The following is a 16,446-nucleotide window of genomic DNA, read 5'->3' as shown; positions in this document are numbered from 1 at the left end:
CAGAAGCGGCCGCTATAGTCGCTCTTAAGTTGTCCGCTTTTGTTGGAGCGTCGCATGGACGGGTCGCCGTTAAGACCGCTTGCACGCCAGGCCCGTCAGCTCGCCCACATCGTCAAGACCTTGCGCAAGGAACGGCGCATGACGGTTGCCGAAGTCGCCGAGAAGATGGGCGTGGCCCCACGCACCTACCAGGATTTCGAGGCCGGCAAGGGCGAACTCGATCTCTACAAGATCAGGCTGTTCGCCTCGGCCGCGCGCAACGACGCCATCGGCAACATCCTGGCGGTGACCTTCGACGACCCCGAGCTGGCGGTCCAGACGATGGACAACAAGCTGCTCTCCACCTTCTGGATCGCCTTCAAGGAATTTCGAGATCGGGTCGGGGCGCGGCTGACGCTGGTCCCGCCGGCCCTGTTCCTGGCGGCGTTCAGGCGCGCCTTCGAGGAAGTCGAGGCGTACCTGGCCAAGCGCACCGAAAGCACCGAGGAGTGGCTGGAGCGGGCGATTGCCGAGGCCTACCGCCCCTCGCCGCCCGCTCCCGAAGATCCGGGGACCTCTTAGGCGATCAAGCCGGCGGCGGCTTGTCGGCGGGCGGATCGGCGCGCCGGTACCAGACCAACGGCAGCACGCCGTCTTCGGCGGCCATCAGGCGGCCACTGATCGGTTCGGGCCAGCTGGGATCGTCGAGCTTGATGCTCACCACAGCGCCGCTGGCGTCGCTGACGCGCCAGCCCGCGCCACATTCGCGCGTGCCGGAATGGGCGATGTAATCGGGCGCCTTGGCCGAGAACTTCTCGGCCGGCGTCAGGGTCACGGTGACATCGAGCGCCAAGGTATCGACGCGTCCGGTGAAGCCGTCGCCCTCGCGACGGAAGTGTCCGATGGTGAACATGGGTCATCCTTGAGCCCGCCCCTAGAAGGCGCCGAACGGCCCGTCATGGCGGCGGCTCGAGGACCAGCTGGGGGGAGGTGAGCTGGTTGGTCGAGCCGCCGCCTCGTCGGGCTCCGGGGGGACGAGAGCACGACGACGGCGCGGGTGCGAATTGGACGCCTGGGCGGGCGGTTGGAAGCGTCCTCGCGTGACCCGCTCAAAGGTTCTGAGCCCGCGAAAGCAGGCCCTCAAGGCGCCCGAAGCCCTCGTCGTAGGAAGACAGGCCATGGCGTGGAATCGGCGGGTCCCCCCGCCGCCAGGCCGTCGACAGACACCCTAAAAGTCGCCGGCGCGCCGCGCCCGCCCCGCCGAACCGGCGGGGCGGGCTGGCCGCCTTAGTCTTCCCTGGAGCCGTTGCTGCGCGACCAGATCATCGTCTCGACCTTGTCCATCTCGATCAGGATGGCGTCGATCGGGCGGCCGAACGAGGGATCGTCCAGGCGGACCGAGCGATAGACCTTGCCTTCCTTGCTGGTCTTGAGCCAGGCCGCGCCCAGATTGGCCTTGCCGCAGGTGATGCGGTAGTCCGGGTGATTGTCGCTGGCCTTGTCGGCGACCGGGCGGATTTGGACCTTCTTGAGCTTGAGGGCCAGGGTGTCGATGTCGCCCGTGAACGAGCCGTCAGCATTGGCGGTGAAGATGCCGATGGTGGACATGGTGGTCTCTCCGATCTTGTCCGGGCCGCGCCGATCGCGGCCTCGATGGCGATCGCTGGACCGGGGTCGAAGTCCGCCCCGCAGGGCGCGCCCTGCCCGTTCATGGCAGGTTTGTGGGCGCGCTCCCGGAGCCTCGGCGGAGGACCAAAGGCGTCGAAGTTTCTTGCCTCGCGAGGAATGGGGCGCGCGGCCCCAGGGGAAGAAAAGCCAGAGCCAAGGTTGCGGGGACGGACCGATCCCCGGTCAGATCAGGCCAGAAGAGAACGCGCTCGACGCGCCCGGCGAAGATCTTTTGGAGAGACCTTCATGTCCGCCGACGGCGTGTTCACCGTCCGATCTGAAGGCTTGGTGACGGGCGGCTTCGACACCCTAGGCCTCAACAAGAAGGTCCCGATCCGCCCGGTCGTCGACTAGGCGAGCGACAGCCCCCCGGACTTCCACACACGTGCGGCGGGGCCGACCCGGGCGCGGCCTGGCTCAAGCCCAGCGAGGAAGGCCCGGTCTACCGCTCGGTCGATCCGGACAATCCTTCGTTCGGCCGCGTGGTCGACGTGACCCTAGTCGAGATGGACAAGGTCGAGACGATGATCTGGTCGCCGAGCAATGGCTCCAGGGAAGACTAAGGCGGCCGGCCCTGCCCCGCGGATTCGGCGGGGCGGGCGCGGCGGGCCATTAACTTGACGACGAGGTTACCGGACGGCCTGGCAGGCGCCTGGAGCGAACGGGCGACGCAGGTTAGACGGCCAGCATGACCATGCTCGCCATCTTGTCCGCCGGGATCATCGCCTGCACCGCGCCCAATGTGCATGACGGCGACACCCTGCGCTGTGGCAAGACCTCCATCCGACTGTTCGGTGTCGACGCCCCGGAGGTCCGGCGCGGCAAGACGCCGGCGGAACCGCTGGCCTACGACGCGCGGGACCTCCTCGTCAGCCTCACGCGCGAACGCGTGGGGTGTCGCGTGGTCGACCAGGACCGCTATGGCCGACAGGTGGCGCGCTGCTGGTCGAGCGCCTCGCCCGATCTCAACGCCGCCATGATCCGGTCGGGCCTGGCCACAGAGTGGCGCGCCTACAGCAAGGGCGCCTATACGGAGGCCCAGGCCGAAGCCAAGGCGGCCGGGCGCGGCGCCTGGGCGCCGGGCGCCGCGCCACGCAAGGCGCGCTAGACCTTGGCGTCCGCGATGCTCTTGAGGTCTTCGAACGACTCCGCGATCTCGCCGAGGGCCAGGGCCTCGGCCCGCGTCCAGACCCGCGTCTCGCGCTCCTTGCTGACCTTGATCTGGATGCCGCGATAACGGATCCCGCGTGCTGGCGAGGTGCAGCAGGTCGGCAGCGCCATCCCAACCCAGTCGTCTCGCTGGAAGGAGATCAGTCCGGGCCGATCCCCATCGTCGCCCGTCTTGTCGAACTCGGCCTGCATGGCCGCCAGGAGCGCGTCGATCTCGGCTTGGGTGATCATCGGGCCGGGATAGGACGATTCCAACCAGGGGGCGCCGAGCGATCCGGCCCGCGCCAACGACATCCACAGCTTTGTCTTTTCAGTCTCCTGGCCAGCGTGGCTGCGGCGTCATCGTCGCTGACAGGATGCTCCCCGCGAACCGGGCCGTCGCAGAGATGGACCCTCGCCCCCCTCCTCCGCCCCTGATCCATTGTCCCGTTGGAACCAGAGCGGCCGATCCCGAAGGATCGGCCGCCCCCGTCCATACAGGATGATGGGCGGCCTTTCGGCCGCCCATCCCCTACTCCGCCGCCGTCAGCAGGGCCTCCACCCTGGCCTCGTCGTCGTCGGGCAGGACCACCGCGTCCGACAACACCGCGTCAAGATCGCAGAGCGGCGGCTCGCCCTCGCCATGCGGCTCAGACCCGGTCGAAGGCGCGGCGGTGTCCTCCTCGCCGGTCATGGTCGCCTCGGCTTGCGAAGGCGGCTCGACCTCTCCGCCGGGTTCGGCGCCGACCTCGGCAGGCTGTGCGCTGGTCGTGCGCAGCAGGACCGGCAGCCAGCCTGCTTCGACCAGCAGCGGTTCGGCCGTCTCGACCATGGCGGGCTTCTTCATGCCGGAGAGGCGCTCGGCCGCCTCGCCCGACACGCCGTCCGCGACGGCGGCGGTGATCTGGGCCTTGGTCACCCGGTCGAGATAGCGGACGGCGGTCGGCTTCCAGTACGCGCGCATGTCGAGATCGAGCGCCGTGGCCAGGGTTTCGACATGGCCCAGGACGGTCCGGTCCTTGCGCTCCCACGACCGCACGCCATCCACCGTCAGGCTCACGCAGTGGGCCAGAAGGCCCGCGCGACTGTCGCCGTCGAGGCCGACGATGAACGTCCAGATGTCCTCGGGCGCGCGCGGGACCTGCCGCGCCCAAAGCTGGTGGCGCTCGGCGATGGCCAGTCCCGCCGGGCTGTCCTCGATCCCCTCGCCGAAGTCGTTGAGGTTGCGCGAGCCCCACCGAATGTCGAGGCAGGTCGCCGGGGCGCCCAGGGCGAACACCCGGCTGACCAGCGCGTGGACCATCGCCAGCTGCGCCAGATCGGGGCTCTGGGCCAAGGCGTCGCGCAGGGCGGCGGTGCGATGGGCGGTCAGTTCGGCGATCACCCGTTCGGGCAGGGGCGCGGCCGGGTCCCCGGCGGGCTCCTCGGCCTCGGCCTCGACCTCGCCGTCGCCTTCCTGGTCCTGGTCCTGGTCGTCGTCCAGGAAGCGATCCTGCTCGGGGGTAGGATGGGCGGCCTCTTCGTCCGCGTCCTCCTCGGCCGTCTCTTCCTCAGGCGCGGGCTCGTCTTCGGGGCGCACGAAGCCTCGGTCGATCCGCGCCTCGCCGGACGGCGTCAGCACCACCATCACCCCGGCCCGCGCCTTCTCTTCGGGCGTATGGCCGTAGACGTCGGTGAAGCTTTCCAGGGCGTCGGCGATCGCCTCGAAGCGGGCGACGACTTCCGGCGGCAGGGGTTCGACATCGGCCCATTCGTCGGTCAGCGCCGCTTCTTCGGCCTGCAGTGCGGCCATGGTCGCGCTGTCCTTGCCGACGATGGTCAGCAGGTGCTCCCAGATGCGCCCGAACCCGTGGCCGTGCGGGACTTCCAGATGAGCGCTGGCCCACTTCCAGCCCTCGCGGTCGCGGATGTCCTGCGCCAGGGCCGCGAGCTTTTCAGCGACCAGCCGATCGAGGAGAACGACGTCCTCGATCCATCCGGCGTTGTTCTCGGTGAAGAGGTCGCGCAGCACCGGCCCGCCCGCCGCGACATAGGCGTCCAGCCCCAGGAACACCACGCGCCGGTCGTCGGCCGAAACCTTCATTTCGGTCATGCTGCGACGGATCGCGTAGGGCTGAAGGCCGTGCGGCGACATTTGCTTGTAGACCTGAAGCTGACGCTCGGTGTCCGGGTTCACCGCGAAGGCCGTCACCTGCTCCAGCGTCAGGACTTCCTCGCGGTAGAGGTCCAGCAGTTCGGGCGCGACCGCGCCCAGGCGAAGGCGCTGACGCACGATGTCGGGCTTGATGCCGTAGCGCGCGGCGATCTCCTCGGCGCTGTAACCCTTGCGGTCGGCCTGATCCTTGAATGCTTCGTACTGGTCGGCCGGGTGCAGCATCTCGCGGCTGAAGTTCTCATCCAGCGACACCTCGGCCGGGTCGTTGGTCGTATCGACCACGCACCGCACCGGCGCGCCCTTGGCCACGGCCTTGCGCTGGGCCAGCAGGCGCAGGGCCTGACGGCGGCTCTCCCCGGCGCTGACGAGATAGTAGCCGGTTTCGCGGCCGTCCTTGATCTCGGGCTCGACCACCAGGGGCTGGAGAACGCCCTTGTAGGAGATCGAGGCGGCGCGGGACTCGATGGCGGTCGGGGTGTGACTGACCTTGCGGACGTTCTTGGGCGAGGCCTTCAGGCGATTGAGCGGGATATCCCGCACCTCGCCGAACTGGACGACGAGACCGCCGATCTTGGGCGCCGGGGTCGGCTCTTGCGGGGCCGCTGGGCTGTGAGGGGTAGTCATGATCTGCCTCCTTGGGACAGGGGTGCAGGCGCAAAGCGCGCCTGAAACCCTGCCCACCGGCGAGGTCGGGGGTGAAGCGGAGGGGCGCCTTCGCGGGGACCCGGCTGCAGGTCGTCGCTGCCAGCGAGGCGATCCTTGCCATCGCGACCGAAGCTGGGCGGAAGGCGATCCGAAGCGCGCTGGGGGCGGAGCCCTAAGCCCACGGGCGCGGAGCGCCCGAAAAAACCCTTCCGGTGGGTCCGGCCGGGCTCGGTCAAGGCGACGGTGCGGCTCGCGCAGGTGCACGATCATCCGTCGTCGCCCTAACACGCGCCTGTTCGACCGCGCTCTATCGCCAGCGTCAGTCTACCTTCATCGCTTACGCTGCCCTCGACCGACGAGCGACAGGCCTGCTATTGCCACGCTCAGATTGTGGAGAAGCGTCCGATGAAATGGATCACCGCGCGGCATCTGGAAACCTGGGCCGGGACCACGCAGGGACCGTCCAGCCTACCTGGCCTCGTCGGGGCGCTGATCCGCGCTACGGTGTCCGATATCAGCCACTACCGGTTCCCCGAAGGCGACAAGGGCCGGGTCCGTGGTTTCGACGGCGTGGTCGAGACAGCGGTGACCAGCCCGTTCGTGCCCGACGGGCGTTCGATCTGGGAATTCGGCGCCGAGAAGGCGATCTCAACCAAGGCCCGCAAGGATTTCGAGACACGCTCCAAGGAGATCGACGAGGACAAGCGCAAGACGATGACCTTCGTCTTCGTTACTCCGCAGACCTGGGACACCCCGACCGTAAAGCTGCACGATTTCGTCGACGCGCTGAAGGCCGAGTACGTGTGGAAGGACGTGCGGCTCATCGACGGCGTCCAGCTGGAAACCTGGCTCGAAGAGCGCCCGGCCGTGGCGTCGAAATGGGCGCGCCAGGTCATCGGCAACTACCCCAAGGACGGGGCGCTGAGCACGGACGAATACTGGGAGTTCTATTCACGCCGGTTCGATCCCCCGCTGACCGAGGACGTGATCCTCGCCGGGCGTGAGCGCGCGGCCGAAACCCTGATCCAGGCGCTTCTGGGTGATCCTAGCCGCTACCCCCTGATCGCCGATTCCCCGAGCGAAGTGATCGCCTTCGCTGTCGCAGCCATCCGTCGCGCCCCCGACGACAAGCGCCAGCACCTGGAAGCGCGCACCTTGGTGCCGCGCACCGATGACGCCGCCCGCCAGCTCCTCGCCTACAAGGATCTCGTCTTCCTCCCGACGGAGGCGGCCATGCCCATGAGCGGCGCCCTGGCCAGCGCCGGTCCGACGGTGATCGCGCTGGGCCAGGACCAGCCCGGTCGTCGTGAAGCGGTCCTGCCCAGACCCACGGTCCAGGAGATGGCCACGGCCCTTAAGACAATGGGTTTCGAAGGCCAGCAAGGTCGAGACCTGGCACGCACGATCAGCCGCAGCGTGACGATCCTGGCGCGGCGCAAACCGGCGGAGAACATCGAGCCCCCGCGCTGGGCCCAGAAGGGGCGCGAGTTGTTGCCGGCCATGCTGGCCGGCAGCTGGAACACCGACCAGGAGTCGGACCGGGATCGGCTCGGCGACCTCAATGAGCCGGGAAGCTACATCGACCTGATGCGGACGCTGCAGCCGCTTCTGGCCGAACAGGACCCGTTCATTGAGCGCGAGCATCCAATCTGGCTGACGCGCGCGCCCGTCGATGCGTTCGTCCAGCTTGGAAAGTGGCTCACCCAGGACGATCTCGAACGGTTCGAGAAGGTCGCCACCGCGGTCTTCTCAGAGGTGGCCGCGCCGTCCGACGATGCCTTTGCGCCGGTCGAGGACAGCTACAGCCACAGTCGGTTTCTCCGTAAGGGGATGGCCCAGACTCTCCTGCAAATCGCCCTGCTCCACGAGGAAGCCCACCTCGACGTCCCGCACAAGACACCGCAGGCCTATGTCGACGATCTGATCTCCAACCTCCCCGGCCTGAAGGCTGACGCCAGCCTGATGGCCAGCTTGCGCGACGAGCTGATCGTCCTGGCGGAGGCCGCACCCGACCCTTTCCTGGAAGCCCTCGAGCATTTGCTCGAGGGGGAACAGCCTAAGGCCCTGGCCCTGTTTGCCGAAAGCGGAGACACCTTCGGCCGATCGGGCGCTTACACGAATGTCCTCTGGGCGCTGGAAGCCCTGGCCTGGTCGCCCGACCTGTTCGGGCGGGTGGCCTTGGCCCTGACGCGCCTGGCCGAGATCGATCCGGGCGGCCGCTACGCCAACAGGCCCAAGAGCACGTTGCGATCGATCTTCCTGCTCTGGAACCCCGGGACTAACGCATCCTGGGAAGACCGCCGCGATGTGCTCGAGGATTTGTTGGCGACCTCTCCGAACGTTGGATGGCAACTGCTCCTGGATATCCTGCCCGGCCGTCAGGACACCTCCCTCGCCACGGTCCGGCCCAGGCTGCGCGACGGGGGCGGTGATCGCGAGACCATGACGCACGGCCTGCTGGCGCAATGCACCCGGTATGTCACGGCCACGCTGATCGACCAGGCCGGCGCGAGCGCCGAACGCTGGGTCGCCCTGATCCGGCGACTGGTCGATTTGCCGCCGGACCATCGCGCGCTCGCCTTCGAGCGGCTGGATATGGTCCGCGCGGCGATGTCGACCGAGGACCGGACCGAGGTCTGGCACGCCCTGCGCAAGGAGCTGAAGCGCCACGAAGCGTTCGCATCCACCGCGTGGGCGATCCAGGCTGACGAATTGCGGGCCTACCAGGCCGTGACCAGCCGGTTCGGAACGGAAGACCTGGTGGTGACCACCCGCACGCTGTTCACCGACATGCCGATGGCGATGCGCGACTACGAGCAGGCGATGGCCGATCTCAAGGCGCAGCGGCAAAAGGCCTTGGCGGCCTTGTACGAGGCCCTAGGCCCAGCGGGTGTGCTCAGTGTCGTTCGCGGCGCTCCGGAGACGGGCTATGACGTCGCCATCGCCATTACCGACATTTTGAAAGATCCGCAGGATGTCTTCGCCCTCTTCCAGACAGCGCTGAAGGATCCCGGCCTGCTCACGTTCGCGCGGATGCTGAGCGGGGTGAGCTATCATCAGTTTCGGGACCAACCGCAAAGCCAGGCCGCCTGGAAGGAGGTCATCCTCCAGGTCCAGGGCAGTGGCGCCACGCCTGAGGCGGTCGCTGATCTTTGCCTACACTGGCCGGACACGCCGGAGACCTGGGCCTTCGTCGGCGAGCTGGGTGACGATGTCGCCATCGCCTATTGGCGCAACAAGCCCGGGATGCGTCTGGCCGCCGGCGACGTCCTGGAAGGCGCCCTTTTCTATCTGGTGGTCGGCCGGGCCAGCGCCGCTCTTCGCGCCGCCTATGATCAATGGGACGAGTTTCCGACGAGCGTGATCCTGCGGATGCTCGACGCTCTCGTCTCCGAGGTCAATGACGGGCGGGTCCAGGCCGACACTATGACGGCGTTCTACGTCGAAGGCGCCCTGGGGGCGCTGGACCCACGGCCCGACGCTTCGGTGGACGTGGTGGCCGCGCGCGAGTTCGCGCTGCTGCCCTTGATCGAGCACGGCGAGCGAAGCCTGACGATCTACCGCTACATGGCCGAGAGCCCAGAGTTCTTCTTCCAACTGATCAAGACGGTGTTCAGGGCCGAGGGAGAGGCCCCTTCCGAGAATGCGTCGGAAGCGGAAATCTCGTCGGCGACCCAGTCGTTCCGCCTGTTGATGAACTTCGACACCCTGCCCGGCGCAACGGACGAAGGAGTCGACAGCGACGTCCTTTCGGCCTGGGTCGACACCGTCCGCGCTCTGGGGCGCGAGAACGGCCGCGCGCCGATCACCGACCAATATGTCGGCCACGCCCTGGCCCACTCGACCCAGGTAGAGCCATTCTGGCCGGGACCGGTCGTCGCCGCCGAAATCGAGCGGGCGAAATCGGAGGACGTGGAGACCGGGGTTCGGATCGAGCGCTTCAACAAGCGCGGCGTCACCACACGCGGTATGGATGATGGCGGCCAGCAGGAGCGCGATCTGGCCGACCAGTATGCTGCCTGGGCGGCGGCGGCCAAGTCATGGCCTCGGACGCAAAGGCTGCTGAAAGCCATGGAGGCGACCTGGCGCCATGACGCCGAGCGAGAAGACCGAGAGGTGCGCCTGCGCAATGCGCGTGACGTCTAGTCCGCCCGGTCATTGCTCAGGCTGTCAGGCGTCGAAGCGCTCGGCGGCCAACACGGCCTTGGCCTCTTGCTCCGTGATCGCGATGCATTCAGCCGTCAACATGGCCAAGATCGCTTCCAGGCCAGAGTAGTCGTAGTCGGGATCGACCTGCTTCTGGGCCAGAAAGGCCTTCTGAAGTTCTTCCTTGCCCACGATCACGCCCTGGTAGCGCTCGCGCTTGTGGTCATAGCTTGTCCAGCGGATCGTCGGCGCGGGCCCCACATCGAGGTAGCACTCTATCGCGGCGGCCGTGCCGTTGATGTCGCCGACATGCTCGCCGGAAGGCCCCAGGGTCCGGAACGCCTTGAAGCGCTCGAGATCGGGCAGCTTGACGATGCGCATGTTCGGCGGCGCGTTCAGGCGCGACGATCGCTCCCAGTTGAACACGCCTTCGTTGTCGTTGTCGAAGACGACCACGATGTTGTTCTGGATCTTGATGCTGATCAGGCCACGGATGAAATTGTAGAGATTGCCGGTGCCGGAGAACGGGTAGCCCTCCTGCATGTCGACGAAATCGAAGAAGTCGGCCAAGTCCGGATAGAGCAGGTTCAGGCCGTGCCTGAGGATGTTCACGTCGGATGACCCCTCGGTCACCACCAGGAACCGGCGGCTTTGCTTCAAGGGGGCGTCAAACGACGCGCGCGGCGCCCAGCCCCCTTCGGCGACATCGGCGAACTGCCACGTCACGGGTAGTTGCTGAGCCGTCGGGTTGGCGGCTAGCAGCCGGATGATCGTGTAGGGCGTCAAGCCGTCGATATCGCTGTCTCGACGGCTTTGAGAGAACATCCGACCGGCGCCATCAGGCCCCGCGATCGGCAGGACATGGTCGAAAAAGAACTCGGTGAACTCTTCCGAACCCTTATCGGGCGCGAAGGCCGCCGTGCTGAAGTCCGCTGTCGAGAGCATCGCCGTCAGCTCGTCGAACGTGAAGTCGTGGCGACAGGACACCATTTCGCCCAGCGCCTCGAACTCGTCGCGACAGAAGGCGTCCGTATGGCCTAGGAGAAGCAGGCGTCGGGCCACGACGCTCAGCGGGGCCGAGTAGCCCTCCTGCATCTTCGTGATCAGCCGGTAGCTGAAGTCGTCCGAGGTCGTGACGAGCGGCAGGTGCGTGCGTTTCGGATCGTCCTCATCGGCCGCGTAGTAGTAGGGCACCTGGGTCAGGTCGCCTGGCCGGAACAGGGCGCTATGGTTTGTGAACCCCTCGTTCTTGCCCCAATCCAGGGTGATCCGGCCAAGGGTGAGGTGAATCATCGAGCCCATGGCGTCATGGAGCGGCGCCTGGGCGGAGGGTTCAAGTCGCCCGTGAGCGTATTGGCGACGGTCATCGACCCGGACTAGGCGGCGGCGTCCTCGCCCGCATCGTCCACCTCGGCCATCGCCCGGATCAGCCCCAGGATCTGACGGCGCGCAGGTCCGCGCAGGGTCGGCCATTGCTGGGCCAGTTCGAGGCCTTCCGACGACATCAGGAACGCCTGGACCACGCGCGAGGCCCGCTGCCCCTCTTCGTTCAGCGCGCTGTCGGGAGTCACCGGGTCAGGCAAGCCGTCGAAGAACCAGCTCACCGACGTCGTCAGCACGTGGGCCAGGGCGTGAAGCTTCGAGGCGCTGATCCGATTGGCGCCGCGCTCGTACTTCTGCAGCTGCTGGAAGGTCAGGCCGACGGCGTCGGCGACGGCGGACTGGCTGAGACCCATCGCCTTACGGCGCAGGCGCAGACGCGCGCCGACGTGCAGGTCGACATAGTGGGGCGATGGTTCGGATGTCACGGCGACGCTCCGTAGTGGAAATCTGCTCGAAGGACAAATTGGGTTGAGCGGTGTTCGCGCGGTCTGGCCAGCAGCCGGCGGTCGCGCGGGGCTCGATTTCAGCCCAGACGCGAAAGGCTGGCCCGATTAAGTTGCAGCTGAAGCCCGTCCCGAGGACGGCTCGAAGCCATCAGGACAACGATCCGCCCGGCGGGTCAGCTCGACTCGCCGCTGGGCGGATTGCCGATCAGCTGCTCGCACAGGCGCTCGGCCAGGGCCGCATCGCCCTCGGCGATCGCCTGGCCAAGCCCGCGATGCAGGGCGACGTCTTCGAGCTGGCTTTCGGGCGACTGCTTTTCCATCTGCCAGATCCAGAACCGGGTCGCCACGTTCTGCAGCGCGATCACGAACCGCGCCAGGGTCGGGTTCTGGGCGGCGACGGCGACGGCGCGGTGGAAGGCCAGGTCCATGGCCAGCATGGCGCGAAAGTCCCCCGCCGCGATCGCCGCCTCGGCGCCGTCGAACGCGTCGACGATGGCCAGGATGTCGGCGGGACGGCGATTGCGCGCCGCCAGGGCGGCCGTCCGGCCTTCCAGCATGCGCCGGACCTGGAAGGCGTGCTCGATCTCGGCGACGTCGAGCGGGGCGACGATGGTGCCGACGCGCGGCCGGCGCACGACCAGGCCCTCGATGGCGAGGCGGCCGAGCGCGTCGCGGATCCCCGCCACCCCGCCGGCATAGCGCGCGGCCAGGGCCTTCTCCTCCAGGACCTGCATGGGCGGCAGGTCACCCAGGATGATGTCCTGCAGGAGGAGGTCGTAGAGCCGGGTCTTCTGGAGACCGGGCGACCAGGCGCCGTGCGGCGCGACGCTATTGAGGGGCCCCTTCATGGGCGGGGCGCGATCGACGACTTCATGGCCAAGTTCCTAGGGACAAAACGCGGCGGCGTCATTTGTGATGGGCTCTAAAATGTAAGGTTTTCAATCGGCGACGAGCGCTTGGCCCGGCGCCACGCGACGCCCTAAGTCGCCGCCATGTCGTTGTCCCTCCCCTTCCCCGGCGCCGTCGCCGCCGCCTTCGACCAGGCCCTCCTGGCCGGCGCGGCCCTGGCCGGCGCCACCGCGCCCAATCCGCCCGTCGGGTGCGCCGCGCTGGCCGCCGATGGCGAGATCCTGGCGGTCGGGGCCCATCACGGCGCGGGCCTGGCCCACGCCGAGGCCGCCGTGCTGGACGTGTGCCGCCAGGCCGGCCGCCTGGACGCGATCGCGGCGCTGGTGGTCACGCTGGAGCCCTGCAACCACCAGGGCCGCACCCCGCCCTGCGTCGCGGCGATCCTGGCCAGCCCGGTTCGCGCGGTGTGGATCGGCGCGCGCGACCCCAACCCCGCTGTCGCCGGCGGCGGCGCCCAGGCGCTGGGCGATGCTGGCCTCATCATCGGCTTCGCAGCCGACCTTCCCCATCCCGACGCATCGGCCCTGGCCCGGCGCTGCGCCCGACTGATCGCCCCGTTTTCCCGCCGGGTGCGAACCGGACGCCCCTGGGTAACGGTCAAGCAGGCGCTGCGCGCCGACGGCGCGATGATCCCGCCGGCCGGGTCCAAGACCTTCACCAGCGAGGCCTCGCTGGATCTAGCGCACAGCCTGCGCCGCCGGGCCGACGCGATCGTCACGGGCTCGGGCACGATCCTGGCCGACAATCCCTGGTTCACCGTCCGGCGGGTGGCCGACCCCCGCACGACCCGGCGCCGCCTGGCCATTCTCGATCGGCGCGGCCGGGTGCCGGCGTCCTATCTCGTCCAGGCCCGCGAACGGGGCCTTGTCCCATCGGTCCACCCCGACTGGCCGGGCCTGCTGACCGAGCTGGCTGCAGACGGCGCGCTGGAGGTGCTGGTCGAGGCCGGCCCGACCCTGAGCGGCGCGGTGCTGGCCAGCGGCCTCTGGGACGAACACGTGCTGATCCGGGCCGCTGACCCGAGCGGCGGCGTGGATCCGGTCGAGACCCTGCTGGCCCAAGACCTGGAGATCGCCGCCTGATGTTTTCCGGAATCATCGAAACCGTCGGCGAGACCCGCTGGGTGCGGCCCGAGGCCGACGGCGCCTTGCGGATCGGCCTCGCCACCGGCTTTGCCGATCTCGACCTTGGCGAAAGCGTCGCGGTCAATGGCGTCTGCCTGACCGTGACCGACCGGGACGCCAGCGGTGAGGCGAGCTTCTTCCTGAGCGCCGAAACCCTTTCGCGCAGCACCTTCCCGCACCTGAGCGTCGGGGCCGCCGTCAATCTCGAGCGGGCCTTGCGGCTTTCGATGCGGCTGTCGGGCCATCTGGTGCAGGGCCATGTCGACGGCCTGGCGCGGATCGTGGCCATCACCGGCGGCGACGACGACCGGCGCATGCGCCTTGCCCTGCCCGGCGCGCTTTGGCCCTACTGCGTCGAGAAGGGCTCGATCGCGCTGAACGGCGTTAGCATGACCCTGACCGATGTCGCCGCGGCCGAGCCCGGCGCCCCCTTCACCGTCGGTGTGGCGCTCATTCCCCACACCTGGACCCACACCACCCTGCAGCACGCGCGCCTCGGCGATCTCGTCAATGTCGAAGTCGACGTGCTGGCCAAATATGCGGAGCGGCTATGTCACGCCTATCTGAAGCGCTCGAACGCCTGAAGGCGGGCGGCATGATCATCGTGGTCGACGACATCGACCGGGAGAACGAAGGCGACCTGGTCATGGCCGCCGAGCATGTCGACGCCGCCGCCATCGCCTTCATGGCCAAGGAAGGCAGCGGCCTCATCTGCCTGTCGCTGGAGGCCCAGGCCGTCGAGCGGCTGAACCTGGCGCCGATGGTCGCCGACAACCGCACCCGGCGCGGCACGGCCTTCACCGTGTCGATCGAGGCGGCGGTCGGCATCGACACCGGCATCTCGGCCCACGACCGGGCCATGACCATCGCGGCGGCCACGGCGCCGGACGCGACGGCCGCCGACCTGGTCTCGCCGGGACATGTCTTCCCGCTGCGCGCGGCCCCCGGCGGCGTCCTGGTCCGGCGCGGCCACACCGAGGCCTCGATCGACCTGGTGACGCTGGCCGGCCTGCGCCCGGCGGCGGTGATCTGCGAGATCATGAACCCCGACGGGGCGATGGCGCGAGGGCCCTCGCTCGACGCCTTCGCCGCCCGTCATGGCCTGCCGGTGGTCTCGATCGCCGAGCTGGTGGAACACCGGCGCGCGGTGACCGAGGTGGCGCGCGCCAACCTGCCCACCGAACACGGGACCTTCGAGGTCGTGGCGTTCCGCACGCAGGACGCCGAGCATCTGGCCCTGATCGCCGCCCCCCGTGATGGCGCCGCGCCGCTAGTGCGGGTCCATTCCGAGTGCCTGACCGGCGACGCCCTGGGCTCGCGGCGTTGCGATTGCGGCGAGCAGTTGCGGGCGTCGCTGGACCGGATCGGACAGGATGGCGGCGTGCTGGTCTATGTCGGCGGCCATGAAGGTCGCGGCCTGGGCCTGGCCAACAAGATCGCCGCCTACGCCCTGCAGGACCAGGGGCTGGACACGGTGTCGGCCAACCACGCCTTGGGCTTCGTGGACGACGCCCGCGACTATGGGGCCGCCGGCCAGATTCTGCAGGCCCTGGGCGTGGGGCGTGTCCGGCTGATGACCAACAACCCGCGCAAGGTCGAGGCGATGACCGCTGCTGGCCTGGAGGTCGTCGAGCGCGTGCCGGTCCTGGTCCGGCAGACCGACGACAACGCCGCCTATCTCACCACCAAGCGCGACCGCTTGGGCCACGACCTTGGCCACGCCGCCTGAAAGGCCCCCTATGTCAACCGACCTTCCCCGCATCGCCCTGGTCGTCAGCCGCTTCAATCGCGAGATCGTCGATGGCCTGATGGAGGGCGCCCGCGCGGTCCTCGACGCCGAGGGCGTCGTGCTGCCCCCCGAGGCCATCGTCGAAGCGCCTGGCGCCTATGAACTCCCGCTGATCGCCCAGACCCTGGCCCAAACCGGACGGTTCGACGGGGTGATCTGTCTGGGCTGCGTCATCAAGGGTGACACCGCCCACTTCGAATACATCAGCCAGGCCGTCGCCCATGGCCTGATGACGGCGGGGCTGAACGCCCAGCGCCCGATCACCTTCGGCGTCCTGACCACCTATGACGAGGAACAGGCCCAGGCGCGCAGCCGTGAGGATGAGGAGAACAAGGGCCGTGAAGCCGCCAAGGCCTGCCTGGACGCCTGTCGGGCCTTGAAGGCGATCACCCAGCAGGCCGCCTGATCTCCGCCTCGGACGCTGGCGCACGTCAGACAGCGCTCGATAAGACGCCCTTGACCACGCGCCGAAGGTCTGGCCGCCGCAGGGATGGTCCCTCGCCTGCCCTGCGGCCTTGATGGAGACGCTGACCCGGTGACACGAAAACGGCCGATCCCGAAGGATCGGCCGCACGGGCAATTGCGTCGCCGACACCAGCCCCCGCCGCCCGAGGGCGGCGGGGGCCTTCAGCGTCAGTATTCCTCGGCCAACATCAGGGTCAGGATGCGCTTGGTGACGGCGGGGTCGGCCGGGTCCGGCGATCCCTTGTCCAGGTCGAGGTCGTAGTAGTCGATCTTCCAGAGGAGCTTGGCGCTGGCGATCTCGAAGGCGCCGAAGTCGCGTTCGCCGTGCGGGTCGTTGTCTTCGGAGAAGTCCGAGAACGCGGTCACGGCCGCGAAGGCCTTGAGCCTGTCGGCCTCGGGCAGCGCCCAGACGCCCTGGGTCATCACCCAGCCCGCGCCGGGCTCGGCGCGGCAGGCGTCGTTCAGGACCGCGATCGCGGCGGAATGGTCTTGCTCGGTCATAGGAATATTCTCCTCGGTGCTCGGGGTCAGGGCGCAAGGCGCGCCTGACCCCGACGCCCGTCGGCGAGACCGGGTGTGCAAGCAGAG

The 16,446-nt window shown here is 68.4% G+C and carries 15 protein-coding genes and 1 pseudogene; 8 read left to right on the top strand and 8 right to left on the bottom strand.

The annotated features are described in order from the left end of the window. The first annotated feature begins 54 nt into the window (after positions 1–54). Positions 55–561 carry a helix-turn-helix transcriptional regulator gene (locus CSW60_RS20880; RefSeq protein WP_099539001.1) on the top strand — a complete coding sequence of 169 codons (507 nt, stop codon included), beginning with the start codon at positions 55–57 and terminating at the stop codon, positions 559–561. A 4-nt stretch (positions 562–565) separates the two neighbouring features. Here the strand turns inward: CSW60_RS20880 and CSW60_RS20875 are convergent, their stop codons facing one another. Together CSW60_RS20875 and CSW60_RS20870 are read right to left on the bottom strand one after the other, a co-directional pair. Beyond that, a complete protein-coding gene (locus CSW60_RS20875) occupies positions 566–892 on the bottom strand; it encodes a DUF736 domain-containing protein (protein ID WP_099539000.1) in 327 nt (108 codons plus the stop codon). Positions 893–1,266: 374 nt separating this feature from the next. After that, on the bottom strand, positions 1,267–1,587 hold the full coding sequence (locus CSW60_RS20870; RefSeq protein WP_035017008.1) for a DUF736 family protein: 321 nt from the start codon (positions 1,585–1,587) through the stop codon (positions 1,267–1,269). A gap of 464 nt (positions 1,588–2,051) precedes the next feature. Between CSW60_RS20870 and CSW60_RS24470 the strand changes: the two are divergent. Further along, positions 2,052–2,210: pseudogene (locus CSW60_RS24470) on the top strand (DUF736 family protein); the annotation flags it as partial. A gap of 125 nt (positions 2,211–2,335) precedes the next feature. Continuing rightward, positions 2,336–2,755, top strand: a complete 420-nt coding sequence (locus CSW60_RS20865; RefSeq protein ID WP_004616619.1) for a thermonuclease family protein — start codon at positions 2,336–2,338, stop codon at positions 2,753–2,755. Here the strand turns inward: CSW60_RS20865 and CSW60_RS20860 are convergent. Together CSW60_RS20860 and CSW60_RS20855 are read right to left on the bottom strand one after the other, a co-directional pair. Continuing rightward, the gene (locus CSW60_RS20860) at positions 2,752–3,111 is read right to left on the bottom strand and encodes a hypothetical protein (RefSeq protein ID WP_004616620.1); all 360 of its coding nucleotides are present in this window, start codon (positions 3,109–3,111) and stop codon (positions 2,752–2,754) included. The two genes, CSW60_RS20865 and CSW60_RS20860, sit on opposite strands and share 4 nt — an antisense overlap. A 217-nt stretch (positions 3,112–3,328) precedes the next feature. Next, positions 3,329–5,575, bottom strand: a complete 2,247-nt coding sequence (locus tag CSW60_RS20855) for a ParB/RepB/Spo0J family partition protein (protein WP_099538999.1) — start codon at positions 5,573–5,575, stop codon at positions 3,329–3,331. A 426-nt stretch (positions 5,576–6,001) separates the two neighbouring features. Here CSW60_RS20855 and CSW60_RS20850 point away from each other — a divergent pair, with 426 nt between their 5' ends. Continuing rightward, the gene (locus CSW60_RS20850) at positions 6,002–9,742 is read left to right on the top strand and encodes a hypothetical protein (RefSeq protein WP_004616622.1); all 3,741 of its coding nucleotides are present in this window, start codon (positions 6,002–6,004) and stop codon (positions 9,740–9,742) included. Between the two features lie 24 nt (positions 9,743–9,766). On the opposite strand, the gene CSW60_RS20845 is transcribed toward CSW60_RS20850, so the two are convergent. The 3 genes from CSW60_RS20845 to CSW60_RS20835 form a co-directional block, all read right to left on the bottom strand. Then, the gene (locus tag CSW60_RS20845; RefSeq protein ID WP_131368812.1) at positions 9,767–11,035 is read right to left on the bottom strand and encodes a HEPN/Toprim-associated domain-containing protein; all 1,269 of its coding nucleotides are present in this window, start codon (positions 11,033–11,035) and stop codon (positions 9,767–9,769) included. Between the two features lie 83 nt (positions 11,036–11,118). Next, on the bottom strand, positions 11,119–11,550 hold the full coding sequence (locus CSW60_RS20840; RefSeq protein ID WP_004616626.1) for a helix-turn-helix domain-containing protein: 432 nt from the start codon (positions 11,548–11,550) through the stop codon (positions 11,119–11,121). A gap of 194 nt (positions 11,551–11,744) precedes the next feature. Further along, positions 11,745–12,419, bottom strand: a complete 675-nt coding sequence (locus CSW60_RS20835; protein WP_004616628.1) for a GntR family transcriptional regulator — start codon at positions 12,417–12,419, stop codon at positions 11,745–11,747. Positions 12,420–12,563: 144 nt separating this feature from the next. Here CSW60_RS20835 and ribD point away from each other — a divergent pair, with 144 nt between their 5' ends. The 4 genes from ribD to ribH are packed head-to-tail and all read left to right on the top strand — an operon-like array spanning position 12,564 to position 15,799. Continuing rightward, positions 12,564–13,562, top strand: coding sequence for a bifunctional diaminohydroxyphosphoribosylaminopyrimidine deaminase/5-amino-6-(5-phosphoribosylamino)uracil reductase RibD (ribD, locus tag CSW60_RS20830; protein WP_099538998.1), 999 nt, complete (start codon positions 12,564–12,566; stop codon positions 13,560–13,562). After that, complete coding sequence (locus CSW60_RS20825) at positions 13,562–14,188, top strand: riboflavin synthase (protein ID WP_004616630.1); 627 nt, start codon at positions 13,562–13,564, stop codon at positions 14,186–14,188. Before ribD ends, CSW60_RS20825 begins: the two co-directional genes overlap by 1 nt. Continuing rightward, complete coding sequence (locus tag CSW60_RS20820) at positions 14,155–15,333, top strand: bifunctional 3,4-dihydroxy-2-butanone-4-phosphate synthase/GTP cyclohydrolase II (protein ID WP_004616631.1); 1,179 nt, start codon at positions 14,155–14,157, stop codon at positions 15,331–15,333. The genes CSW60_RS20825 and CSW60_RS20820 overlap by 34 nt, the downstream gene beginning before the upstream one ends. Positions 15,334–15,343: 10 nt before the next feature. Further along, the gene (gene ribH / locus CSW60_RS20815; RefSeq protein WP_004616632.1) at positions 15,344–15,799 is read left to right on the top strand and encodes a 6,7-dimethyl-8-ribityllumazine synthase; all 456 of its coding nucleotides are present in this window, start codon (positions 15,344–15,346) and stop codon (positions 15,797–15,799) included. A 227-nt stretch (positions 15,800–16,026) separates the two neighbouring features. Here the strand turns inward: ribH and CSW60_RS20810 are convergent, their stop codons facing one another. Next, a complete protein-coding gene (locus CSW60_RS20810) occupies positions 16,027–16,359 on the bottom strand; it encodes a DUF3768 domain-containing protein (protein ID WP_004616635.1) in 333 nt (110 codons plus the stop codon). Positions 16,360–16,446: the final 87 nt, after the last annotated feature.

The sequence above is a fragment of the Caulobacter sp. X genome, assembly GCF_002742635.1.
Taxonomy (GTDB): Bacteria; Pseudomonadota; Alphaproteobacteria; order Caulobacterales; family Caulobacteraceae; genus Caulobacter.
Note: the sequence above shows the minus strand (reverse complement) of the source record. Positions and strands in the feature narration are given on the sequence as shown.

Bases quoted from the DNA above. Each gene is read 5' to 3' on its own strand.
- CSW60_RS20880 (WP_099539001.1), top strand. From the start codon at position 55: ATGGACGGGTCGCCGTTAAGACCGCTTGCACGCCAGGCCCGTCAGCTC.
- CSW60_RS20875 (WP_099539000.1), bottom strand. From the start codon at position 892: ATGTTCACCATCGGACACTTCCGTCGCGAGGGCGACGGCTTCACCGGA.
- CSW60_RS20870 (WP_035017008.1), bottom strand. From the start codon at position 1,587: ATGTCCACCATCGGCATCTTCACCGCCAATGCTGACGGCTCGTTCACG.
- CSW60_RS20865 (WP_004616619.1), top strand. From the start codon at position 2,336: ATGACCATGCTCGCCATCTTGTCCGCCGGGATCATCGCCTGCACCGCG.
- CSW60_RS20860 (WP_004616620.1), bottom strand. From the start codon at position 3,111: ATGTCGTTGGCGCGGGCCGGATCGCTCGGCGCCCCCTGGTTGGAATCG.
- CSW60_RS20855 (WP_099538999.1), bottom strand. From the start codon at position 5,575: ATGACTACCCCTCACAGCCCAGCGGCCCCGCAAGAGCCGACCCCGGCG.
- CSW60_RS20850 (WP_004616622.1), top strand. From the start codon at position 6,002: ATGAAATGGATCACCGCGCGGCATCTGGAAACCTGGGCCGGGACCACG.
- CSW60_RS20845 (WP_131368812.1), bottom strand. From the start codon at position 11,035: ATGATTCACCTCACCCTTGGCCGGATCACCCTGGATTGGGGCAAGAAC.
- CSW60_RS20835 (WP_004616628.1), bottom strand. From the start codon at position 12,419: ATGAAGGGGCCCCTCAATAGCGTCGCGCCGCACGGCGCCTGGTCGCCC.
- ribD (WP_099538998.1), top strand. From the start codon at position 12,564: ATGTCGTTGTCCCTCCCCTTCCCCGGCGCCGTCGCCGCCGCCTTCGAC.
- CSW60_RS20825 (WP_004616630.1), top strand. From the start codon at position 13,562: ATGTTTTCCGGAATCATCGAAACCGTCGGCGAGACCCGCTGGGTGCGG.
- CSW60_RS20820 (WP_004616631.1), top strand. From the start codon at position 14,155: ATGTCACGCCTATCTGAAGCGCTCGAACGCCTGAAGGCGGGCGGCATG.
- ribH (WP_004616632.1), top strand. From the start codon at position 15,344: ATGTCAACCGACCTTCCCCGCATCGCCCTGGTCGTCAGCCGCTTCAAT.
- CSW60_RS20810 (WP_004616635.1), bottom strand. From the start codon at position 16,359: ATGACCGAGCAAGACCATTCCGCCGCGATCGCGGTCCTGAACGACGCC.